The sequence below is a fragment of the Brevundimonas diminuta ATCC 11568 genome, from assembly GCF_000204035.1.
Taxonomy (GTDB): domain Bacteria; phylum Pseudomonadota; class Alphaproteobacteria; order Caulobacterales; family Caulobacteraceae; genus Brevundimonas; species Brevundimonas diminuta.
Genome location: NZ_GL883086.1, coordinates 888,508 through 906,232 on the forward strand (window position 1 = coordinate 888,508; position 17,725 = coordinate 906,232).

The window sequence follows — 17,725 nt, forward strand, 5'->3', positions numbered from 1 at the left end:
TTGTCGCCCGACTAGGGCGACGCCGCATACTTCACCTGTATAGAATTATGATCGCACTACCGTTCCTTCCTAGCTGCTAGAATCGGAACGACCGATGTGCGCGTATTTGGCCAACGTGGCGTAGTGAGGCGGTTCAGACTTCAGCCTCGGCGGGCGATTTTGCATGAGCGCCTTGGCTATCTCTTGGGCGTTGGCTTCAGCCCGCAAGCGGGCGGCCATCTCGGCCTGGCTCTCCTGCTTCTGCTTCCGGAGGCCCAGCACATACCGTCGCAGCGCCGCAGCCTTGGCCGGTCGCTTCAGCCGATAGATGTTCTTGTCCTGGACGCACTTACGGTGACCTCTGGGCCCCCGCTCGTTCAGCACAATCTTTCGGCGCTGCTTCTCTAGGAACCCGGCCTCGATCAGCGCCTTCATCGCATTGACGACGGTCTGGACCGAGCACTTCAGCATGGTCGCATAGCCCCGGATCGACATCTCCTTGAGGTAGCCGTTCATCCGGCGCGTCTCGCGGATCATGAACTCCAGCAGATCGCGGCCTCTGAAGCCGAGAGCGCCGTTGCGACTGCCCTGGATCCGCGTACGGTCGTCGTAGATCTTGGCCTCTTCCTCGAGCAGCCGCCCCTCCGCGAACGACCAGACCTTCTGATAGTCGCGCTCCCAACTGCCCCGCTCTGAAACCGGCTGGCTCTCTCGGCTGCTATGCCGCACCGGGTCGCCGCGTCGTTCGTTCTTGTAGCCGCTCCCTGGCTTCGGGACCGCCAGCGCGCTCATGTCTGGTCCGTCCCGTGGATGACGGCGCGCAGCTCGGCCGTCTCCCGATCGACGCGCTGAAGCAGGCGCTCCGCCTCTCGCCGCTGCGACTCGGTCAGCGGGCCTTGATCGGCCGCCCGGCGCAGGAAACGCCACACGTCATTCCCGGCTTCATCGACGTCGGCCGCCTCCTGGACCAGGCAGGCGGTCTGCGGTTCGGCCTTCACCTGGCTGAACAGGAACGATGAATAGACCGGATTCCCGCAGCGGGTTTCCAGAGCGTCGATCACATCGGCGGGCATGAAGACGCCGGAGTCGAACTGGCGATAGGCGTAGAGCTGTGAGCGCTCAACGCGCGTAACAGGCGAGCAGCAGGCGTCGACGCCGCCATTGGCGTCGATAAGCGCCCGCGCCAGCAAGGTGTGCTGGGTCGCGTTCATGGGGTGGATTCGTCCTTTGCGAATCCGCCTGACGAAGCCGGTTGCAGGACGCAGACATGCATTCGCTCCGGCGGTTCAGGGCCGGGCGTTGGCAAAAGGCGTCCCGATGACCGTTCGTAAGGCGGCCATGGTTGGCTTGATTGAGGGCAAGGGGGCCGCGCGCGCCGCCGCTGGCGTCGTCGCTCCGCACCGCAGAATTCCGTCCCCGGCTTTGCTCGGGCGGGGCGCGATGACGCCTTCAGGCGAGGCTCACGCTAGGCTTGCCGATGTGGTTGGGGCGCATCCCGCGCTTGGCGCCCTCCCCGCGCTCGCGGTCCAGGGCGAGACGCGCCAAGAGCTGGCGCAGCAACAGGGACAACCGGCCCCGGGCGCAGAAGCGCACGACGGCGGACGGAGTCAGACTGTCAGCAGGAGTGGCGTACAGGGGGCTCAGAACCAGGTCCCTGAGAATGAGAGCCCGTCGACGCGGCGTGTCAGCAAGGAGGAGCCGCCGCGCCGACGGGAAACACCGACGCAGATGCGGCGCGTCGGTGAACTGGACAGGGGGCGTCCGCCCGGCCTGTGGATAATTGGGCGGACGCGCGACGGCGCTGCTGGGGGCGGGATAGCCGCCGCGCGTCCTGGACTTCCGCCGCGCCGTGCAACGCGGGGAAGGGCCGAGAAGGGCGCGCTACTCATGCCGCGCCCCCTCGGATCGGTTGTCCTGGTCGTCGCTCGATATGAGCCTGACCAGGAAGATTGGACCGGCGTTAGCCAGGTCGGCCGCTTCTACGCCCAGCAAGTGAGCATGAGCATTCAGGCAGACGCCAAGCTTCAGGCACTCCTGATAGCCACAGTCGTCACAGTCTCGGCAGTTGCTGGATTCCCCCGGAGCCATGGCTATGTCGCCATCGGGAAGTTGTTGACGGTCAGGCGCATCCCGCCGCTGCGACCAAGCTTGGCCGCAACAGCGGGCGCCTCTACCTTCGCTTCTGTCAAAAACCCGAAGGAGAGATTCGATTGTCTGATACGTCCCGTCTCATCGAGCTTGAGACCAAACTCGCTCTGCTCGATGCCGAACATCGCGCCCTGCGCGACTTCACGATGGATCTCCTCAGCATCGTGGGCTTTCAACTTCCGGCTGGCGTCGGCCTGTTCCGAGCGGCCCTTCCTCAGATGGCGGCCAATCGGATGCCTGCGCCGGACAAAGATGACCCCTACGCCATCGCTCTGGCGCGACTTCTTGGCCAGCTGGAGAGCCTCATCACGCCGGTGGACTAGAGCTCTACGCATCGGCGCGGCCCTCGTTCTGCCAGGTCTCGACCTCGGCCGGATCGACTTCGAACGCCTTGGCCACATCGTCCACCGACCAGCCCGCAGAGAAGAGGTATTTGGCCGCGCGACCATTGACGGTCTCGGGCGTGTCATCGGCTTTGCGAGAAAGTTGTTCGGTCACGCGCTGCGCCAGCTGTTGCGGCGTTGGCACCTTCGTTTCGAGCTGGTTCAGCCGAGCGCGGACGCGGACGTTGATGCCGAACTGCAGGACGTTGCACACACACAGCGCGATGACGGCCATCTGGAGATAGCTCACGGCCGCGCCTCCGGCTGGATGACGCGAACGTCGTTGAGGTCGGGGCGCAGCTTGGCCGTAGAGGCTGATGCCCCTACCGTGGTTGGGGAACAGCTCAACACGAGACACTCACATGATCGAGGGCTTGGCGGCCATGGCTGGGACGGTCGGCCGCGCATTGCTGGACGAAACATGGCTGGGCCCGGTCGGTGGGCTGATCGGTATCGGGACGGCGACTTTCACCGTTCTGCGCGACCTGTGGGTCGGACGACAGGCCCGACTGGCTCGCCTTCAGGTGTCCCGCAGCTGGGACGGTGGCGGCCTTCTGGAAATCCGGTTCCAATTCGCAGCGCGGCGCAAACACGCCAACTACCTGCTTCTGGCGACAGTGACGGAGCCCGAAGGAATCTATTTCGTCACGACGGATCTCTGCTCCAGCACCGTCTCCGGCCGAGGGTTTCCATTCGAAGTGCCGGGCACGATGACGGGCGCTACCGCCAGCACCTACTTTGCGGAAGAGGATGCGGACGGCGCAGCGACCTTGCTCCTGATGGGTATCGACCCGCACGAGGTCGTAAAAATACGAGCGACCATCTACGAAACAGGTCGCCGGTTCAGGGTGTTTCGCGACACCATCAGCATTGCGGCTCCGGCACGCCATTAATCGCGCAGCCTCCATGCCTGAATGATCAGCGCGAGGACTCCGCACACCGCCCCAAGGACAGCGAATGCTGTGCAAGCGCTCACGGCCGGTCCTCCAACAGGGCCTTGCCGAGAGCTGACGCCGGAACCCGACCTTTGCTCCAACTCTGGATGCGAAGAGCTACGTGCAGGGATGGGCGGCGCTCACCCAGACGTAGCCGGGTTAGGTACGGACGCGACACCCCGACTGCATCAGCGGCCTGCAGGTCGGTGAGCCCTTCCGCTCGCATGAATTCACCTAACGTCACGACCCGTGATGTGCCTGACAGACACATTGCGAGTCAAACGATTTGTGTCTGCACAGACCTCCCGACGCCTCAGTCGCTCAGGGACAATGCTCCATGAGCTCGGAGCCCAGACACCTCATCAGGAAATGGCGTGAACACGCCAAACTGACCCAGGCGCAGATGGCGGACGCCATTGGCTATGAGCGCTCCTACTACTCGCGCGTCGAGAACGGAAAGCGTGGCTACGATCAAGCGATCCTGGAAAAACTGGCAGCAGAACACGGCTGCAGTCCTGCAGATTTACTCTCGCGCGATCCGGCTCTTACGTTAGATTTAAACTCGATCCTTAGGGATCTATCCCCCGACGATCTGGTTCGGATAACCGAAATAGCTCGAGCGCTGCGCGACGTGGCGACACCCGAGACGCCAGTCACCTAAGCTGCGACCCACAGACTAAAAGAACCCGCATTGGTGCCGTAGCGGCCTAACAGAACCCTCCCAAGCAGCTCCCGCCGATTCGACCGGAGCGAACTCCCTGAAATGCAAAAGTGCCACACAGGCACTTTTTGTCATTGCCAATCGCGTGTCTGTCAGACACATTCGCTCCCACATTGAAGGGGGAGCGAATGCCCGTATCCGAAACAAATACCCTGACGGACTGGTCGATCCGTCGTTCAGGCGGCGGCCTGGTCGTCACCGGCAAGGACGCCCAGGGCCGACAGCGTAAGTTCACCAACGTCAGCATCGTCCACGGCGGGCGCACCGCCAGTTTCGGCGCGCGCCCCCTCCCCGGCTTCACCCTGGGCGACGGCGCGAAGTGGACGCTCGCCTCGTGAGCCGCGCTGCCGCGAAAACGCTCGCCGAGCTGGCCGCGATCGCAGATCAGGTCGCCGAGGCCCTCAGGATCGCCGACGCGGCGATCGGGCACCACGCAAGGGCCGACTATTGGGAGCGGCGGAACCAGATCCACGCCGCCCTGATCACCGAACTGCAGGACCGCCTGCAGGCGCGCATCGATCCGCGACATGACGCCTGCCGCGTGCGCATCGGCGGCCTGGCCGCCAGCAGCACAACGGGCGTCGAGGGCGCCCTGCGCAACTGGATCGCGGCCGTCCGCCGAAAGGCCGCGGCATGAAGGTCTTCGAACTGATCAACGCCATGGAGGCCCTGGCCTGTCCCCAGGCCGACGTCTTCTTCAGCGACGAGAGCGGCGGGCTCCGCGCGATCGGCGGGGGCCTGTTGGACACCGAACCCAGCGCTGGCTGGGTCGGCCTGATCCTGACGGAAGAACCCATCGTCACGGAAGGCGGGTTCTGATGACCGATCGCCACCACCTGCCGAACGATCTTGACCCCGACGCACTGACCGCCACCGCCCAGGGCCGCCTGCGCTCCCTGGTCGAGCGTATCGAGAACCTCGAGCGCGACAAGCAGGACCTCATGTCCGACATCAAGGAGGTCTTCGCCGAGGCCAAAGGCGAGGGCTACGACGTCAAGATCCTGCGCAAGGTCATCCGGATCCGGAAGCAGGACAAGGCGAAGCGCCAGGAAGAAGAGGCCATTCTGGACCTCTACCTCTCGGCGCTGGGGGAGGTCTGATGTCCGTCCTCGACCACGCCACCGCCGCCCGCCTGGCCGACGCCGCGACCTTGCTTCTCGACACCGCCCGCGAAGTCGTCACGGCGAGCCCGAACTACAGAGCCGGGACAGAGTCCACAAAGCAGGTGCTGGCGCTCGCCGTTCAGGCCGTCATCGCCGGAGATCACTTCCCTTCGTCCGGCCCCGTCCTTTCCGACCTGCCTGACGGCTACGTCGATCGATGGGAAGGCGCCGCCCGGGGCCTTGGCGCCGCCATCGGCAACTTGACCAACGAACGAGTCCGCACGCTGACGCTCCTCGCCGTCTGCGACGCCGTCGCGCTCGGCGCCGCCTTCTCGGCCGCTGCCACGAAGAGCGCCCGGCCGTGAACGCCGCCTTCGCCCCCATCCCTACCGAAGCCACGCCACCCTCACATGGAGCGCGTCTTGTGACCCATCACAACATCGCCCGAAGCGAAGCTTTCTCTACCCGCCCCGTCGTCCTGGTCCGCGAACTGCCCCGCCGCCCGCGACGCTTCTCGCCGCTGGCCCTCTATGTCGCCGCCCCGATCGCCGGCGTCGTTATCGGGCTGATCGACGCCGCCCTGAAGCAGCCGATCTGCGTGTCGATCGTCGTCCTCGCCTTTGTCGTCGCGTGGTTGCGCGGATGAGGCCCAGCCGACCCGTCCTGGCCCGCGCGCTTCTGCTGGCCCTCGTCGCCTACGCCCTCACCTACCTGATCGTCAGGGGACTGCCGTGAATCCCGCCCGCACCATTGAACAGGCCATTGGCCAGCGCCTCCGCGCTGCGCGCCTGAAGGCCGGAAAGACCCAGGCCGAAGTGGCGGCCGCCTTGGACGTCAGCCACCAGGCCTATCAGAAGTATGAGGACGGCGACGTCCGCATCACCATCGGCGCCTTCGTCCGCGCCTGCGCCGAGCTGCAGACCGACCCCGCCGAGATCCTGCCGCGCCTCATGTCCGATCGCGGACCGGCGCCCGACCCGTTCGCGGCCCTCGGGTCCTCGATCGGCGGCTACGAGCTGGCGGACTGCTACGCCCGCATGAGCGGCTTCCAGCGCCGATCCTTCCTCACCATCGCCAAAGCCATCCTCGCCGCCAGCGCCGCGCCCACGGCCGCTCGCGCCACAGCCTGAAGGTTTCCCCATGACCAAGCCCCTCAACAAGCGTCAGAACGCCAAGGCCGCCACCCGCAAGAAGGTGATCGACGGCGCCAAGGCGCTTTGGGCCGAACCCGGCTCCTACAAGGAAAAAGGCGGCGCCGGGATTCGCGAGATCGCCGCCCATATCAAGATGTCGACCGGCGCCGTCTTCGCCAATTTCGAGACGAAGGATGATCTGTGGCGCGCCGCCTTTGAATGCGAGCCGCCGATCGACAGCGTCCTGACCCGCGCCGCTCCCGAGCTGTTCCAGGCCCTGCAGGACCTGGTGGATATCCGACCCGAAGTCTCCAAGGGCGACGACGCCTTCTCAGCGCAGACCTGGCGCATCGCCGAGGCCCTGCTCGAGCGCGTCAAGGACCAGCTCCTGGAGGAACAGCGCAAGGCCGAGACCAAGGCCTCCCAGGCGCTCGCCGCCACACCTGCAGCCGTCGAGCTCGCCGCCGCATGACTGGCCTGAACCCCACCCCCGGCCACCACGAACGCCTGATCGTGTGGGCGATCTGGTTCCGCGACGCTGGCTGGCCCGCGCGCAAGATCGCCGCGCTGTTCAACGTGGAACTCGGCCTCCTGATCGAGGCGGGGCTGCAGCCGTGACGGCTTTTCTGATCGCCCTCGTCTGCGCCGTCTTTCTGGTCCGCACTCGAGCGCGCCCATGAAACGGATCGCTGAGACCTCCCACAAGGTGCGCGCCGGTTGCCGGACGTGCCATGGCGACCAGGCTCACTGGCTCGGCCGAAACGCCTTGGCCATGGCCGCCCAGCACCACGACCGGACCGGTCATCAGACCTGGTGCGAGCAGGAGCTCCGCACGGTCTACGGCGCTGCCGGGTCAGCCCATCCCGATCTGTTTCAGGAGTCGACGTCGTGATCATCGACCTGCGTCGCGCCATCATGAACCGCGCCTGCGCCGCCCTCTGCGCCGAACAGCAAGGCGGTGCGGCATGAAGGTCAGCAACCGCATGAAATGTCTACTCGGCCTGCACGCCTGGCGGCGCTCCCGGTTCGTCGCCCTCAATGTGCGCGTGGCAGGTTTCATTTGCTGTCGATGCCATAAATGGCGCGATGGCGAGGACCAGCGCCTTAGCAAAGCCGAACAGAAAGGCGGTGCGGTATGATCATCGACCTGCGTCGCGCCATCATGAACCGCGCCTGCGCCGCTCTGGGCGACCCGCGCGCCGCCGCGCTCGGCCGGGCCTTCTACCTGCAACCGGGCGCCGCCTGGATCCTCGCCCGCATGGAAGAGGAACCGGCCGTCCTCACCCGCTCGGCCATCCAGCGCCGCCCGCGCAGCAGGTTCGCCATCCTGCGCCACGCCCAGGCCACCGGCCCGCTGATCGAGGAGATCGCCCAGGCCCTCGGCCGCGACGCCATCCTGACCGAGCCGGACGGCTATCGCCTCACGCCGCTGGGTCGCATCTACATCCGAAAAGCCCTTAAGGAGCCGCTGTTGTGACGCCTCGCTTGCTCACTGACAAAGCAGCCGCCGAATACGTCTCTCTGCCGGTCGCCGAGTTCAAGCGTCTGGCGATCGGACGCGTGCCTATGGGATCGCGCGTTCGCTATGATCGCCGGGCGCTCGACGCCCACCTTGACCGCTTGAGCGGCATCGCGCCTCAATTGTCCGCACCGACTCAGGTGGACGATGACAGCCCGGATGCTGCCTTTGACCGATTCCTTGAGTGTAAATCAGATGCTGCCCGGCGTTCATAAGCTCCGGCGCATTCGAGGCGGCCGCCATATCGAATACTGGTATGCGTGGCGTGGTGCGGGTGCTCCATTGATCCTCTCGGCCAGCGGCGCGACCCGCGAGGAGTTGGTCAAGGACGTCGAGCGCCTGGCCCCGGCCGCTATCCGCAAATTCGACGAACTGACGCAACCGGCAACGGATCGACGCACGCTGTACGGCCTGATCACCCGTTACCTGGCGGCGCTGGAGGAGAACCAGAACCTGGCGCCCAGGACCAAGGCCGACCGACGGAAGCACCTCGACATCGCGCGCGCTGAACTTGGCGATATGGAAATCCGCGCCCTGGAAAGCCGCAAGGCCAGACCCTTCTTGCTCGCGTGGCGAGACAAGCGGGCCGCCACCCCGAAGACCGCTGACGATCTGCTCGGCGACCTGTCCAGCGTCCTGACCTGGGCCAAGGATCGCGGCGAGATCCTGCAGAACCCGGCCGCTGAGTTTCCAAGGATCTATAGGGTCAATCGCGCGGAGATCATCTGGCAACCGCAGCACCTCCAGCTGATCTTGGCCCACGCGGATCCCGAGGCCGCCTAGGCTATCAATCTAGCCGCCGCCACCGGCCTGCGTAAGGGCGACCTTATCAAGCTGCCCTGGACCGCTGTCCGCGATAAGTCGATCGTGTGGCAGACCGGAAAGAGCCGAGGCCGAAAGACAGTCGTCATCCCCATTACGCCCCAGCTGAAGGCGGCGCTGGCGGTAATCCCCATGCGCGGCGTCACCATTCTGACCTCTTCGGACGGTCTTCCCTGGAAGGCGCCCGGCAGCGGTCTGGCTTCAGCGATCAGACGCGCTCGCCTCGCCGTCATCGAGCATGTCCAGAAAGTGCATGGTCCCGACGCTCCGGACCCGCTGGAAGGCCTGCGTCTACATGACCTGCGCGGCACCGCCGCCACCTTCTTCCTGCAGTCCGGGATCGAAGAGAAGGAAGTCGCCGATCTCCTCGGCTGGGACATCGAGCGCGTACACGAGATCGCCAAGCGCTACGTTTCCGCTGACGCGATCGCCGAGGGCATGCTTGCGAAACTGGAATTCAAGAACAGGAAGAAAACATAAGCTGTAAACCAGCCTGTAAACTCGTGCTCGGGAGGGACGCCCCGAAGGGCGATTTCTTCAGCGAAAACCGATGGCTGGGGAACTAGGACTCGAACCTAGAATGACGGTACCAAAAACCGTAGTGTTACCATTACACCATTCCCCAGCGGTCCGGTGTTTCCCGCCGAGCGCTGTGCGTCGCGGCGAGGGCGGTCATCTACGCCAAGGCTCCGGGGGATGCAACACCTGAAAACGAAAGAATTTTCATCGACCCGAGACTTTTTTCGAGAGCCTCATTTACCCGCTTGCGAGGGCCGGTCGGCATGGCTATAAGCCCCCTCCTCGACGCAGATGGCGGCCCACGGACCGTTTGATTTGCGAAAGTCGGAGTGTGGCTCAGTCTGGTAGAGCACCGCGTTCGGGACGCGGGGGTCGTAGGTTCGAATCCTATCACTCCGACCATCTTTCTTACATCGTTAAGCGAATGACACGGCGCAGGCCGTGCCTTTTCGTGCGTCGCTGCTAGGTTTGCAGCATGCCACAACGCCTTACCCCTTCTGAAGTGCTGGATTTCTGGTCTGACGCCGGACCGGAGAAATGGTTCGCCAAGGATGCCGCCTTTGATCGCGCCTTCTCCGATCGCTGCTGCGACACGCACTACGCCGCAGCGCGCCGCGAACTGGATCATTGGATCGAAGCGCCCGACGCCGCCTTGGCTCTGATCATCCTGCTGGATCAGCTGCCGCGAAACGCCTTTCGCGATACAGCCCATATGTTCGCGACCGATCCCTTGGCGCTGAAATTCTCAAAAGATGCGATTGATCGCGGACATGATCGCAAGGTCGCCCCGGACCTACGCTCTTTTATCCTGATGCCGCTGATGCACTCTGAATCATTGGCAGATCAGGAGCGGCTGCTGCGCCTGTTAAGTCCGGAAACAGAAGCCGAGGCCTACAAGTTCGCCGTCATCCATCGGGACATCATCGCCCGCTTCGGCCGCTTTCCGCACAGAAACAATTGCCTGAGTCGGGACAGCACGCCCCAGGAGCTGGAATTCTTAAATTCCGGAGGTTTTTCGGGATAACATTCGCAGAGCGTTGGTTGATTTGCGAGTATGGCGAAGCTAAGGCCCAGACCTCTTCAACAGCCAGCCGCAGACATCATGAATCGCTACGCTCTCGCCCTGACGGCGACATCGGCCCTCATCGCAGCCTTCGCCACACCGGCGGAAGCGCAGATCTTCGGCCGTCGCGGCAATGCGGAAACGACTCAAGTCATCAATGAGACACCGCGCTGCACTCAAAACCTGGGCACGGTGGCGATCGCCGAAACACAAGGTGTCCTGTTCGATCAAATGGGCCTGGGGGCGCCGACCGAACTGCTGCGCACGGTAATTCGTGAATCCGGCTGTTTCACCCTGATCGAGCGCGGGCCGGGCATGGACCTGGTGGAGCGTGAGCGCAGCCTTGGCGGCGGCGCCCGCGTTCGCACCGCCGACTTCGTTCTGGTCGCCGAATTGGCGAATCCGATCGAGCCGACCGATAACGACCGCGGGTCTGGCCTGCTCGGTTCCCTGGCGGCGGTCGGCGGCCGAGCCCTGCTCACCGCCGGCCTCGCTGCGGCGACGGGCGGGGAAATGGGCGGCGGCCTCGGAGGTTTGGGCGGCCTGGGCGCCGGCCTCAATCCGTTGCAGATGCAGGCTCTGAACGCCGCCACGAACATGGCCGGAAATGTCCTCGGCGGCCAAGGCGGGCAAGTCGCTCAGGGACCGGCGCCTTCCCTGAACGCCAATACGGTCGAACGGATTCGCGATCTCAAGAAGGACATCGGGCGCGGCAAGGAAGACGCCCAGGTCGTCTTCTCCCTGGCCAGCGTGCCTCTGGCTGAAACGGTCGGCAACACGCGCGCCGTGGCGAACAAAGGCGACCTGCGCAGCCTGCGTATCCGCGACAATCATTTCGGCGGCCGCGTCGGCGCGGGATATGAAAGCGAAGAAGAAGGCAAGATCATCGCCCTGGCCATGGTGCGCGGGTATGCCGACCTGGTGACCAGCCTGGGCGGCACCGGTTCCCAAATTCCGGAAGTCACCCGCGCCAACCGTGAAGCCATCGCCGCTGAAACCGCCAACCGCGAAGCGGAGACGCGTCGCGTGGCGGCTGAAGAACGCCGCGAACTGGAACGGGCCGAGCGCGAGCGCGAAGCCGAGCGTCGCCGCATCCGCGACGAAATCCGCCGCGAGGAAGACGACCGCCGTCGCTATGCCGAGCGTCCGTCTATGTCGAGCCGCAGCCTGGCGCTGCCGACGATCCTGCGCGCCGCACCCGACGGCGAGACAATTCGGCCTCTGGCCGCGCGCGAGGTCGTGTTCCCCACCGGAAAGGAGCGCGGCGGCTGGATCGAGGTGCTGGATAGCAACGACAACATCGGCTGGGTGCAGAACGAGCGTTTGGCGCCCGCACGCTGACCACATCGCTGTCGCCCTTTAGCAAAGCGTCCGCCGGTTCGATCGGCGGACGCTTTCTCTTTTCTGTGAGCAAGCGAATCAGGCGCCTGCCGTCGGCGCCGAATCAGCGGCATCCTCTCTTCCCATGAACGCCGCCGTCGCCCTTGCTGATCTCGAAACTCGTACGGCGGCCGCGCCTGCCGATCATCCTGAGTGGCAGTATCTGAACCTGCTGCGGGACATTCTCGACAACGGCGTACGGCGGGACGACCGCACCGGCACCGGCACCCTGGGCGTCTTCGGGCGCCAGATGCGCTTCGACCTGTCCAAGGGCTTCCCCCTGCTGACGACGAAGAAGCTGCACACGCGGTCGATCTTCATCGAACTGCTGTGGTTCCTGCGCGGCGAGACCAACATCGCCTGGCTGAAGGACAACGGCGTCAGCATCTGGGACGAATGGGCCGACGCCGACGGCGACCTAGGCCCCGTCTATGGCAAGCAGTGGCGTTCCTGGGCCGCCCCGAACGGCGCAAGCATCGACCAGATCCAGAAGCTGGTGCACGGCCTCAAGACCAATCCCAACAGCCGCCGCCACATCGTCAGCGCCTGGAACCCGGCCGACGTTGACGACATGGCCCTGCCGCCCTGTCACTGCCTGTTCCAATTCTTCGTCGCCGACGGAAAGCTGAGCTGCCAGTTGTACCAACGCTCGGCTGATGTCTTTCTGGGGGTGCCGTTCAACATCGCCTCCTACGCCCTGTTGACGTACATGCTGGCCAAGGTCGTGGGGCTGGAACCGGGCGATTTCGTCCACACCTTCGGCGACGCCCACCTGTATCTGAACCATCTGGAGCAGGCCGAGCTGCAACTGAGCCGCGCCCCCCTGCCCCTGCCGACCTTGAGCGTGGCGGACAAAGACGACCTCTTCGGCTTCGAGCTGTCGGACTTCGTGCTGAACGACTACCAATCCTGGCCGCACATCAAGGCCCCCGTCGCCGTCTGAGGCGGCCTGATCCCGATGAAACTCACCGACCTCCAGGCGGATGTCCTGCGCATCTCCGACATCTATGCGCGCGAACATTCCATCGACCGCGATCGCGATTGGGCCCTGCTGAAGCTGCAGGAAGAGCTGGGCGAACTGACCGCCGAGCATCTGCGCCTGACCCAACGGGCGCGCGGCGCCGCTGATGCTCAGGCCCTGGCCGACGAAGCAGCCGACGTTCTGGGCATGCTGCTGATCTATTGCGACCGCGCCGGCGTCGACCTGAACGCCGCCATGCAGCGCAAATGGCTGCGCTGGTTGAAGGCAGATACGTAAACTCACGTAACGGCGACTGGCGAATTCGGCGTTTTAAGCGCACCCTCTTTGCGATCCGCCACCAGGCGGTGACTGGAAACGGGAGGGTTTCATGGTCAAGAAGTTCGCCGCCGAACTGGTCGGCACGCTGGTTCTGGTGCTTTTCGGGTGTGGGGCAGCCGTGCTGGGCGGGTTCGATCACGTCGGACAACTGGGCATCGCCCTGGCCTTCGGCTTCGCCATCGTGGCCATGGCCTATGGCATCGGGCCGATCTCGGGCTGCCACGTCAATCCGGCCGTCAGCCTGGGCGCCTTCGTCGCCGGACGGATGAGCGCCAAGGACATGGTCGTCTACTGGATCGCCCAGTTCATCGGCGCGATTCTCGGCGCGGCCATCCTGGGCATGATCGCCAAGACGGGCTTCACCAGCCTGGGCCAGAACGGCTTCGACGCCGGATCGCCGGGCGGGTATGGCCTGCACGCGGCCCTGGTTTTCGAGGTCGTGGCCACCGCCATCTTCCTGATCGCCATCCTGGGCGTGACGGGGGTCAAGGGGCACGGCGCCTTCGCCGGGGTCGCCATCGGCATCACCCTGGCCGTCATCCACATCGTCGGCATCCAGGTGACGGGTGTGTCGGTCAACCCGGCCCGCAGCTTCGGTCCGGCCCTGCTGGTCGGGGGCCAGGCGTTGAGCCAAGTCTGGGTCTTCTTCGTCGCCCCGGCGATCGGCGCGGTGATCGGCGGCCTGCTGTTCCGCTCGAAACTGCTCGAGCCGGACGCCTGATCAGGTCGAGGCGGCGCCGTCCGGCGCCGTCATCGGCATGCGCGCCAGCCTAGCGCTGAGCGCATCCTTGTCTTCGGGCGCGGGCACCAGCACGACGCTGTTCTTGACCGCGCCCATCGACACCGTGGCCCGATAGGCGAAAGCCTGACCTTCACGCGCGACGAAGCTGACGACCGCGGCGTTGTTCTGAGGGCCGGCTAGGCCGCCAAAGCCGGCGGCCAGTTCGTGCTCGCCCGGATCCACTGCGACGGCGGTAAACTTGCCGCCCTTGATCTGGACGAATTCACGACCATCCAGCGCCAGATTCATGCCCGCAGCCATGGCCACAAAGCCTTCGCGATAGACGATGACCAGGGCTTTGCCGGGTGGCGGCGTCAGGCTGGCCGCCGCAGCGCGATCAGCTTCGGACGCCGCGACGCCGGCTCGGTTTCCCGCCAGATTGGCCATGATGTAGGCGGTGAACGCGCCGGCGAAGAGACCGGCCATCATCGGCAGCACGCCCAGATCCGCCCCGACAGCTCCTCCCAGGAAACCGATACCGAAGGAAACGATCAACAGGACAATGAATCCGACGATCAACGGCTTGGCGTACTTGTTCACACGAGGCTCCGGGGGCATTTGACAGCAAAGTTCCAAACTCAACGGAAAACCAGCTTGGCCGTTCCCTCAATCGCCCTCGTCGTCGCCCGCGCCAGGAACGGCGTCATCGGTCGCGACGGCGACCTGCCCTGGCGGCTGCGCTCGGATCTGCAGCGTTTCAAGGCCGTGACCGTGGGCAAGCCCTGCATCATGGGCCGCAAGACGTGGGAGAGCCTGCCGTTGAAGCCCCTGCCCGGCCGCCTGAACATCGTCCTGACCAAGGATGAATCCTACGCCGAGGCCGGTCTGGCCAAGGGCGCCGTGGTCTGCGCCACCCTGGACGAGGCCCTGTCCATCGCGCGCGAACAGGCGGCGGAGGACGGCGTGGACGAAGTCTGCGTTATCGGCGGCACGGCGATCTTCGCCGCCGCCCTGCCTCGCGCCAAGCGCATTTACATCACCGAGGTCGAGGCCGAGCCTGAAGGCGACGCCGCCTTCCCGTCCTTCGACGACACCGCCTTCGTCCGCACGGCGTTCGAACCGCACGAAGCGGGCGAGAAGGACGACCACGCCTTCGCCTTCACCGTTCTGGATCGTCGCTGAATCAAGCAGAGCCGAATGATCGTCGCCACCACCAATGACCTGGCCGGTCATCGCGTCGTGCGCCAACTGGGCGTGGTGCGCGGCATCACCGTGCGTTCGCGCAACGTCATCTCCGACGCCATCGGCGGGGTGCAGTCGATGATCGGCGGCAAGGTCGGCGCCTATGTCAAACTGGCCGAGGCGGCGCGGCAGGAAGCCTATGACGACCTGATCGCCCACGCGCAGGAGATCGGCGCCAACGCCATCCTGGCCATGCGCTACGACGCTAATGAAATCATGCCCGGCGTGACCGAGGTTCTGGCCTATGGCACCGCCGTGGTGGTCGAACCCGTCTGAAGCTAGCGGGCGATCGTCACGCTGACCGGCGCGCGGGCGGCCACGGCCTTGGCGGTCGAACCCATCAGCCAGTTGACCAGGCCCTTGCGGTCGCCCGTACCCACGACGATGTGGTCCGCGCCCAGTTGATCGGCGGCGGCGATCAGGGCGTCAGGGACATCATGCCCCTCGATCGTCACAGCCTCGACCGATTTGCAGTGACGGCGGGCCTCGGCTGTCGAGCGGGTCAGGATGGCCTCCTGCTCCTCGACCTTCCAGGCGCGAATGTCGGGGTGGCCGCTGGCCGAACTGAGCGGATTGACCGCCACCAGAGCCAGCTTGCCGCCCTTCGCCTGTGCCAGTTGCGCCGCCACACGCACGGCTGCCTCGGCGTGCGCGCTGCCGTCGATGCCGCAGACGACCACGGACGTTGCCTGTTCCGCCATCCCCCTCTCCTTCAGAGACCCAGCGCCGCAGCGACCTGCGCGGCGATCTGGTGGAAACGGCCGGACGCCGGATGCTGCGGGTCAGCGGCGACCAATGGCCGCCCCGCATCGCCCGCGCGGCGTATCGCCCCGTCCAGCGGCAGATCGCCCAGATAGGGCGCATTCAGGCGCGCGGCCTCGGCCTCGGCGCCGCCGGTCCCGAATACTTCGCCGCTCATGTTCTCGATCAGACCCAGGGTCGGCACGCCGACCTTTGCAAACAGGGTATGCGCCCGGCGCGCATCGGCCAGGGCCACTTCCTGCGGCGTCGAGACGATCACCGCCCCATCCAGCGGCGTCTTCTGGATCAGGGTCAGCTGTACGTCGCCGGTGCCCGGCGGCAGGTCGATGACCAGGACGTCCAGCGGCTGCTCTTCCGTCCCCCAGCGCGTCTGGGTCAGCATCTGGGTGATAGCCTGCGACGCCATCGGCCCGCGCCAGATCATTGCGTCCTCGGCCTTGGTCAGCAGGCCGACCGACATGGCTTTCAAGCCGTACGCCGTATGCGGGACCATGGCCCCGTCCTCATAGGCGGGCTGGCCCGACAGGCCCAGCATGGTCGGCAAGGACGGGCCATAGACATCGGCGTCCAACACCCCGGCCGACAGGCCGCGCGCCGCCAACGCCGCCGCCAGGTTGACCGCAACCGTCGACTTTCCAACGCCGCCCTTGCCGCTGGCCACGGCCAGGACGCGCTTCACATGGGCAGGGCGATCCGTCGGGACCGGCGCCTTGGGCCGCCCCTGATCGGTCGCGGCCTTCGACAGGCCCGCCGTACGGCGCGGCGCGGCGGCCACAGCCTCGGCGGTCAGGACGACCGACACGCGCTCCATGCCCGGTATCGCCTTCAGCGCCGTTTCGGCCGCGTCGCGCACGGGGGCGTACAGCGCCGTTTCCTTGGCTGGAACTTCCATGACGAAGCCCGCGCGGCCGTCGGCCACGACCAGCCCCTGCACCAGCCCGGCCGTCGCCAGCCCCTGGCCCGACTTCGGGTCGGTCACGGCGTCGAGGGCGGCGAGAACGGCGGCGCGGTCGGTCACGATGGAGACTCCTTGTGGCTCGACGGACTTGCCGGGCCGGTGACGGGCGTTCTATCGCCCTAAGCGTCCGTTCGCGAGTTGATCCTTTGTCCCAGCCCCTCGTCACCCTGATCGCCGGCCCCACCGCCTCAGGCAAGTCGCGCTTGGCGATGGAGCGCGCGCGCGAAACGAATGCCGTCATCATCAACGCCGACAGCCAACAGCTGTACGCCGACCTGCGCGTGCTGAGCGCCCGCCCGTCGGCTGAGGATGAAGCTGCGGTCTCGCATCGCCTCTACGGCGTCGCTGACGCCGCCGACGCCTGGTCAGTCGGTCGGTGGAATCGGGCTGTCATGGACCTGCTGGCCGAACTGGCGGCTGAGGGTCGCCCCGCCCTGCTGGTCGGCGGCACCGGCCTCTATTTCAACGCCCTGACGAAGGGGCTGGCCGATATTCCGCCCATACCGGTCGAAACTCGCGACGCCGTTCAGGCCGAGTTCGACGCTGAAGGCGAAACCGCCTTCCGTCGCCGCCTGGCCGAAGTCGACCCCGTCGCCGAAGCCGCCGTCTTTCCCGGCGATCGGCAGCGTCTGGTTCGCGCCCTCAGCGTGCATCGCGTCAGCGGCCGCGCACTCAGCGCCTGGAAGGCCGACACCCGACCGCTATTGCCTCCCGACAGCTACGATACCCTCGTCGTGGAGCCGTCGCGCGATCGTCTTTACGCCTCATGTGACGCGCGGGTGGATCTGATGATGGCGCACTGCGCGCTGAACGAGGTGCGCGCCCTCGTCGCCCGCGATCTGGACCCGGACCTACCCGCCATGAAGGCGGTCGGCGTGCGCGAACTGGCGGCGCATCTAAGGGGCGAACTGTCGCTGGGCGACGCCGTCGACGCCGTGAAGCAGTCCACCCGCAACTACGCCAAGCGTCAGTTGACCTGGTTCCGCAACCAGCAGAGGGATTGGCCCCGCCACCCCGGTTTCGCCTGAACTTCTTCG

The 17,725-nt window shown here is 65.7% G+C and carries 32 protein-coding genes and 2 tRNA genes; 25 read left to right on the forward strand and 9 right to left on the reverse strand.

Annotation, left to right across the window (positions count from 1 at the left end; all coding sequences use genetic code 11):
• Positions 1 to 69: 69 nt before the first annotated feature.
• The 4 genes from BDIM_RS08075 to BDIM_RS08095 all read right to left on the reverse strand — a co-directional run bounded on the left by BDIM_RS08075 (position 70) and on the right by BDIM_RS08095 (position 2,745).
• Entirely contained in the window at positions 70 to 771 is a 702-nt protein-coding gene (locus BDIM_RS08075) for a hypothetical protein (protein ID WP_003165086.1), read from the reverse strand.
• Positions 768 to 1,190, reverse strand: coding sequence for a hypothetical protein (locus BDIM_RS08080; RefSeq protein WP_003165087.1), 423 nt, complete (start codon positions 1,188 to 1,190; stop codon positions 768 to 770). The genes BDIM_RS08075 and BDIM_RS08080 overlap by 4 nt, the downstream gene beginning before the upstream one ends.
• A gap of 879 nt (positions 1,191 to 2,069) precedes the next feature.
• Positions 2,070 to 2,462 carry a hypothetical protein gene (locus BDIM_RS08090; protein WP_040345496.1) on the reverse strand — a complete coding sequence of 131 codons (393 nt, stop codon included), beginning with the start codon at positions 2,460 to 2,462 and terminating at the stop codon, positions 2,070 to 2,072.
• The gene (locus tag BDIM_RS08095) at positions 2,455 to 2,745 is read right to left on the reverse strand and encodes a hypothetical protein (protein ID WP_169312136.1); all 291 of its coding nucleotides are present in this window, start codon (positions 2,743 to 2,745) and stop codon (positions 2,455 to 2,457) included. Before BDIM_RS08095 ends, BDIM_RS08090 begins: the two co-directional genes overlap by 8 nt.
• Before the next feature lie 127 nt (positions 2,746 to 2,872).
• Here BDIM_RS08095 and BDIM_RS08100 point away from each other — a divergent pair, with 127 nt between their 5' ends.
• Positions 2,873 to 3,403, forward strand: a complete 531-nt coding sequence (locus tag BDIM_RS08100; RefSeq protein WP_040345500.1) for a hypothetical protein — start codon at positions 2,873 to 2,875, stop codon at positions 3,401 to 3,403.
• Between the two features lie 79 nt (positions 3,404 to 3,482).
• Here the strand turns inward: BDIM_RS08100 and BDIM_RS18700 are convergent, their stop codons facing one another.
• Complete coding sequence (locus BDIM_RS18700; RefSeq protein ID WP_081461874.1) at positions 3,483 to 3,716, reverse strand: helix-turn-helix domain-containing protein; 234 nt, start codon at positions 3,714 to 3,716, stop codon at positions 3,483 to 3,485.
• A 66-nt stretch (positions 3,717 to 3,782) separates the two neighbouring features.
• On the opposite strand from BDIM_RS18700, the gene BDIM_RS17185 reads away from it, so the two are divergent.
• The 15 genes from BDIM_RS17185 (at position 3,783) to BDIM_RS08165 (ending at position 9,223) form a co-directional block, all read left to right on the forward strand.
• Entirely contained in the window at positions 3,783 to 4,106 is a 324-nt protein-coding gene (locus tag BDIM_RS17185; RefSeq protein WP_040345502.1) for a helix-turn-helix domain-containing protein, read from the forward strand.
• A gap of 188 nt (positions 4,107 to 4,294) precedes the next feature.
• Complete coding sequence (locus BDIM_RS08110) at positions 4,295 to 4,504, forward strand: hypothetical protein (protein WP_003165093.1); 210 nt, start codon at positions 4,295 to 4,297, stop codon at positions 4,502 to 4,504.
• Positions 4,501 to 4,803: a hypothetical protein gene (locus BDIM_RS08115; protein ID WP_003165094.1), complete on the forward strand. Its 303-nt coding sequence runs from the start codon at positions 4,501 to 4,503 to the stop codon at positions 4,801 to 4,803. Before BDIM_RS08110 ends, BDIM_RS08115 begins: the two co-directional genes overlap by 4 nt.
• Positions 4,800 to 4,985: a hypothetical protein gene (locus BDIM_RS08120; RefSeq protein ID WP_003165095.1), complete on the forward strand. Its 186-nt coding sequence runs from the start codon at positions 4,800 to 4,802 to the stop codon at positions 4,983 to 4,985. The genes BDIM_RS08115 and BDIM_RS08120 overlap by 4 nt, the downstream gene beginning before the upstream one ends.
• Positions 4,985 to 5,266 carry a nucleoid-associated protein GapR gene (gene gapR / locus BDIM_RS08125; RefSeq protein ID WP_003165096.1) on the forward strand — a complete coding sequence of 94 codons (282 nt, stop codon included), beginning with the start codon at positions 4,985 to 4,987 and terminating at the stop codon, positions 5,264 to 5,266. The genes BDIM_RS08120 and gapR overlap by 1 nt, the downstream gene beginning before the upstream one ends.
• On the forward strand, positions 5,266 to 5,634 hold the full coding sequence (locus tag BDIM_RS08130) for a hypothetical protein (RefSeq protein ID WP_003165097.1): 369 nt from the start codon (positions 5,266 to 5,268) through the stop codon (positions 5,632 to 5,634). The genes gapR and BDIM_RS08130 overlap by 1 nt, the downstream gene beginning before the upstream one ends.
• Positions 5,631 to 5,915 carry a hypothetical protein gene (locus tag BDIM_RS08135; protein WP_169312138.1) on the forward strand — a complete coding sequence of 95 codons (285 nt, stop codon included), beginning with the start codon at positions 5,631 to 5,633 and terminating at the stop codon, positions 5,913 to 5,915. The genes BDIM_RS08130 and BDIM_RS08135 overlap by 4 nt, the downstream gene beginning before the upstream one ends.
• Before the next feature lie 85 nt (positions 5,916 to 6,000).
• On the forward strand, positions 6,001 to 6,399 hold the full coding sequence (locus tag BDIM_RS08140) for a helix-turn-helix domain-containing protein (RefSeq protein ID WP_003165100.1): 399 nt from the start codon (positions 6,001 to 6,003) through the stop codon (positions 6,397 to 6,399).
• A 10-nt stretch (positions 6,400 to 6,409) separates the two neighbouring features.
• On the forward strand, positions 6,410 to 6,874 hold the full coding sequence (locus tag BDIM_RS16870; RefSeq protein ID WP_003165101.1) for a TetR/AcrR family transcriptional regulator: 465 nt from the start codon (positions 6,410 to 6,412) through the stop codon (positions 6,872 to 6,874).
• Entirely contained in the window at positions 6,871 to 7,020 is a 150-nt protein-coding gene (locus BDIM_RS17530) for a hypothetical protein (RefSeq protein WP_003165102.1), read from the forward strand. The genes BDIM_RS16870 and BDIM_RS17530 overlap by 4 nt, the downstream gene beginning before the upstream one ends.
• A gap of 58 nt (positions 7,021 to 7,078) precedes the next feature.
• On the forward strand, positions 7,079 to 7,294 hold the full coding sequence (locus BDIM_RS08150) for a hypothetical protein (protein ID WP_040345504.1): 216 nt from the start codon (positions 7,079 to 7,081) through the stop codon (positions 7,292 to 7,294).
• Positions 7,295 to 7,367: 73 nt separating this feature from the next.
• Complete coding sequence (locus BDIM_RS18300; protein WP_155818620.1) at positions 7,368 to 7,541, forward strand: hypothetical protein; 174 nt, start codon at positions 7,368 to 7,370, stop codon at positions 7,539 to 7,541.
• Positions 7,538 to 7,879: a hypothetical protein gene (locus BDIM_RS08155; protein ID WP_003165103.1), complete on the forward strand. Its 342-nt coding sequence runs from the start codon at positions 7,538 to 7,540 to the stop codon at positions 7,877 to 7,879. Before BDIM_RS18300 ends, BDIM_RS08155 begins: the two co-directional genes overlap by 4 nt.
• A gap of 201 nt (positions 7,880 to 8,080) precedes the next feature.
• Positions 8,081 to 8,704 (forward strand): hypothetical protein, encoded by a 624-nt coding sequence (locus BDIM_RS08160; RefSeq protein WP_003165104.1) that lies wholly within the window; start codon positions 8,081 to 8,083, stop codon positions 8,702 to 8,704.
• Positions 8,705 to 8,707: 3 nt separating this feature from the next.
• Positions 8,708 to 9,223, forward strand: a complete 516-nt coding sequence (locus BDIM_RS08165) for a tyrosine-type recombinase/integrase (protein ID WP_081461876.1) — start codon at positions 8,708 to 8,710, stop codon at positions 9,221 to 9,223.
• A 71-nt stretch (positions 9,224 to 9,294) separates the two neighbouring features.
• On the opposite strand, the gene BDIM_RS08170 is transcribed toward BDIM_RS08165, so the two are convergent.
• Positions 9,295 to 9,368, reverse strand: a tRNA-Gln gene (locus BDIM_RS08170).
• 219 nt (positions 9,369 to 9,587) lie between these two features.
• On the opposite strand from BDIM_RS08170, the gene BDIM_RS08175 reads away from it, so the two are divergent.
• The 6 genes from BDIM_RS08175 to BDIM_RS08200 all read left to right on the forward strand — a co-directional run bounded on the left by BDIM_RS08175 (position 9,588) and on the right by BDIM_RS08200 (position 13,726).
• Positions 9,588 to 9,664 (forward strand) — tRNA-Pro (locus BDIM_RS08175).
• A 73-nt stretch (positions 9,665 to 9,737) separates the two neighbouring features.
• The gene (locus tag BDIM_RS08180) at positions 9,738 to 10,286 is read left to right on the forward strand and encodes a DUF924 family protein (RefSeq protein WP_040345513.1); all 549 of its coding nucleotides are present in this window, start codon (positions 9,738 to 9,740) and stop codon (positions 10,284 to 10,286) included.
• Positions 10,287 to 10,364: 78 nt separating this feature from the next.
• Entirely contained in the window at positions 10,365 to 11,666 is a 1,302-nt protein-coding gene (locus BDIM_RS08185) for an SH3 domain-containing protein (protein ID WP_003165107.1), read from the forward strand.
• 124 nt (positions 11,667 to 11,790) lie between these two features.
• Positions 11,791 to 12,648 (forward strand): thymidylate synthase, encoded by an 858-nt coding sequence (locus BDIM_RS08190; RefSeq protein ID WP_003165108.1) that lies wholly within the window; start codon positions 11,791 to 11,793, stop codon positions 12,646 to 12,648.
• A gap of 15 nt (positions 12,649 to 12,663) precedes the next feature.
• Positions 12,664 to 12,963 carry a nucleoside triphosphate pyrophosphohydrolase family protein gene (locus BDIM_RS08195; RefSeq protein ID WP_003165109.1) on the forward strand — a complete coding sequence of 100 codons (300 nt, stop codon included), beginning with the start codon at positions 12,664 to 12,666 and terminating at the stop codon, positions 12,961 to 12,963.
• 91 nt (positions 12,964 to 13,054) lie between these two features.
• Complete coding sequence (locus BDIM_RS08200; protein WP_003165110.1) at positions 13,055 to 13,726, forward strand: aquaporin; 672 nt, start codon at positions 13,055 to 13,057, stop codon at positions 13,724 to 13,726.
• Here BDIM_RS08200 and BDIM_RS08205 read toward each other — a convergent pair whose 3' ends face one another.
• Positions 13,727 to 14,326, reverse strand: a complete 600-nt coding sequence (locus BDIM_RS08205) for a hypothetical protein (protein ID WP_040345516.1) — start codon at positions 14,324 to 14,326, stop codon at positions 13,727 to 13,729.
• Positions 14,327 to 14,380: 54 nt separating this feature from the next.
• On the opposite strand from BDIM_RS08205, the gene BDIM_RS08210 reads away from it, so the two are divergent.
• Positions 14,381 to 14,908, forward strand: a complete 528-nt coding sequence (locus tag BDIM_RS08210; RefSeq protein WP_003165112.1) for a dihydrofolate reductase — start codon at positions 14,381 to 14,383, stop codon at positions 14,906 to 14,908.
• Positions 14,909 to 14,923: 15 nt separating this feature from the next.
• Complete coding sequence (locus BDIM_RS08215; RefSeq protein ID WP_003165113.1) at positions 14,924 to 15,244, forward strand: YbjQ family protein; 321 nt, start codon at positions 14,924 to 14,926, stop codon at positions 15,242 to 15,244.
• Positions 15,245 to 15,246: 2 nt separating this feature from the next.
• On the opposite strand, the gene BDIM_RS08220 is transcribed toward BDIM_RS08215, so the two are convergent.
• Positions 15,247 to 15,669, reverse strand: a complete 423-nt coding sequence (locus BDIM_RS08220; RefSeq protein ID WP_040345519.1) for a universal stress protein — start codon at positions 15,667 to 15,669, stop codon at positions 15,247 to 15,249.
• 11 nt (positions 15,670 to 15,680) lie between these two features.
• Complete coding sequence (locus BDIM_RS08225) at positions 15,681 to 16,748, reverse strand: Mrp/NBP35 family ATP-binding protein (RefSeq protein WP_003165115.1); 1,068 nt, start codon at positions 16,746 to 16,748, stop codon at positions 15,681 to 15,683.
• A gap of 86 nt (positions 16,749 to 16,834) precedes the next feature.
• Between BDIM_RS08225 and miaA the strand changes: the two genes are divergently transcribed.
• Positions 16,835 to 17,716 (forward strand): tRNA (adenosine(37)-N6)-dimethylallyltransferase MiaA, encoded by an 882-nt coding sequence (miaA, locus tag BDIM_RS08230; RefSeq protein ID WP_040345522.1) that lies wholly within the window; start codon positions 16,835 to 16,837, stop codon positions 17,714 to 17,716.
• Positions 17,717 to 17,725 lie beyond the last annotated feature (9 nt).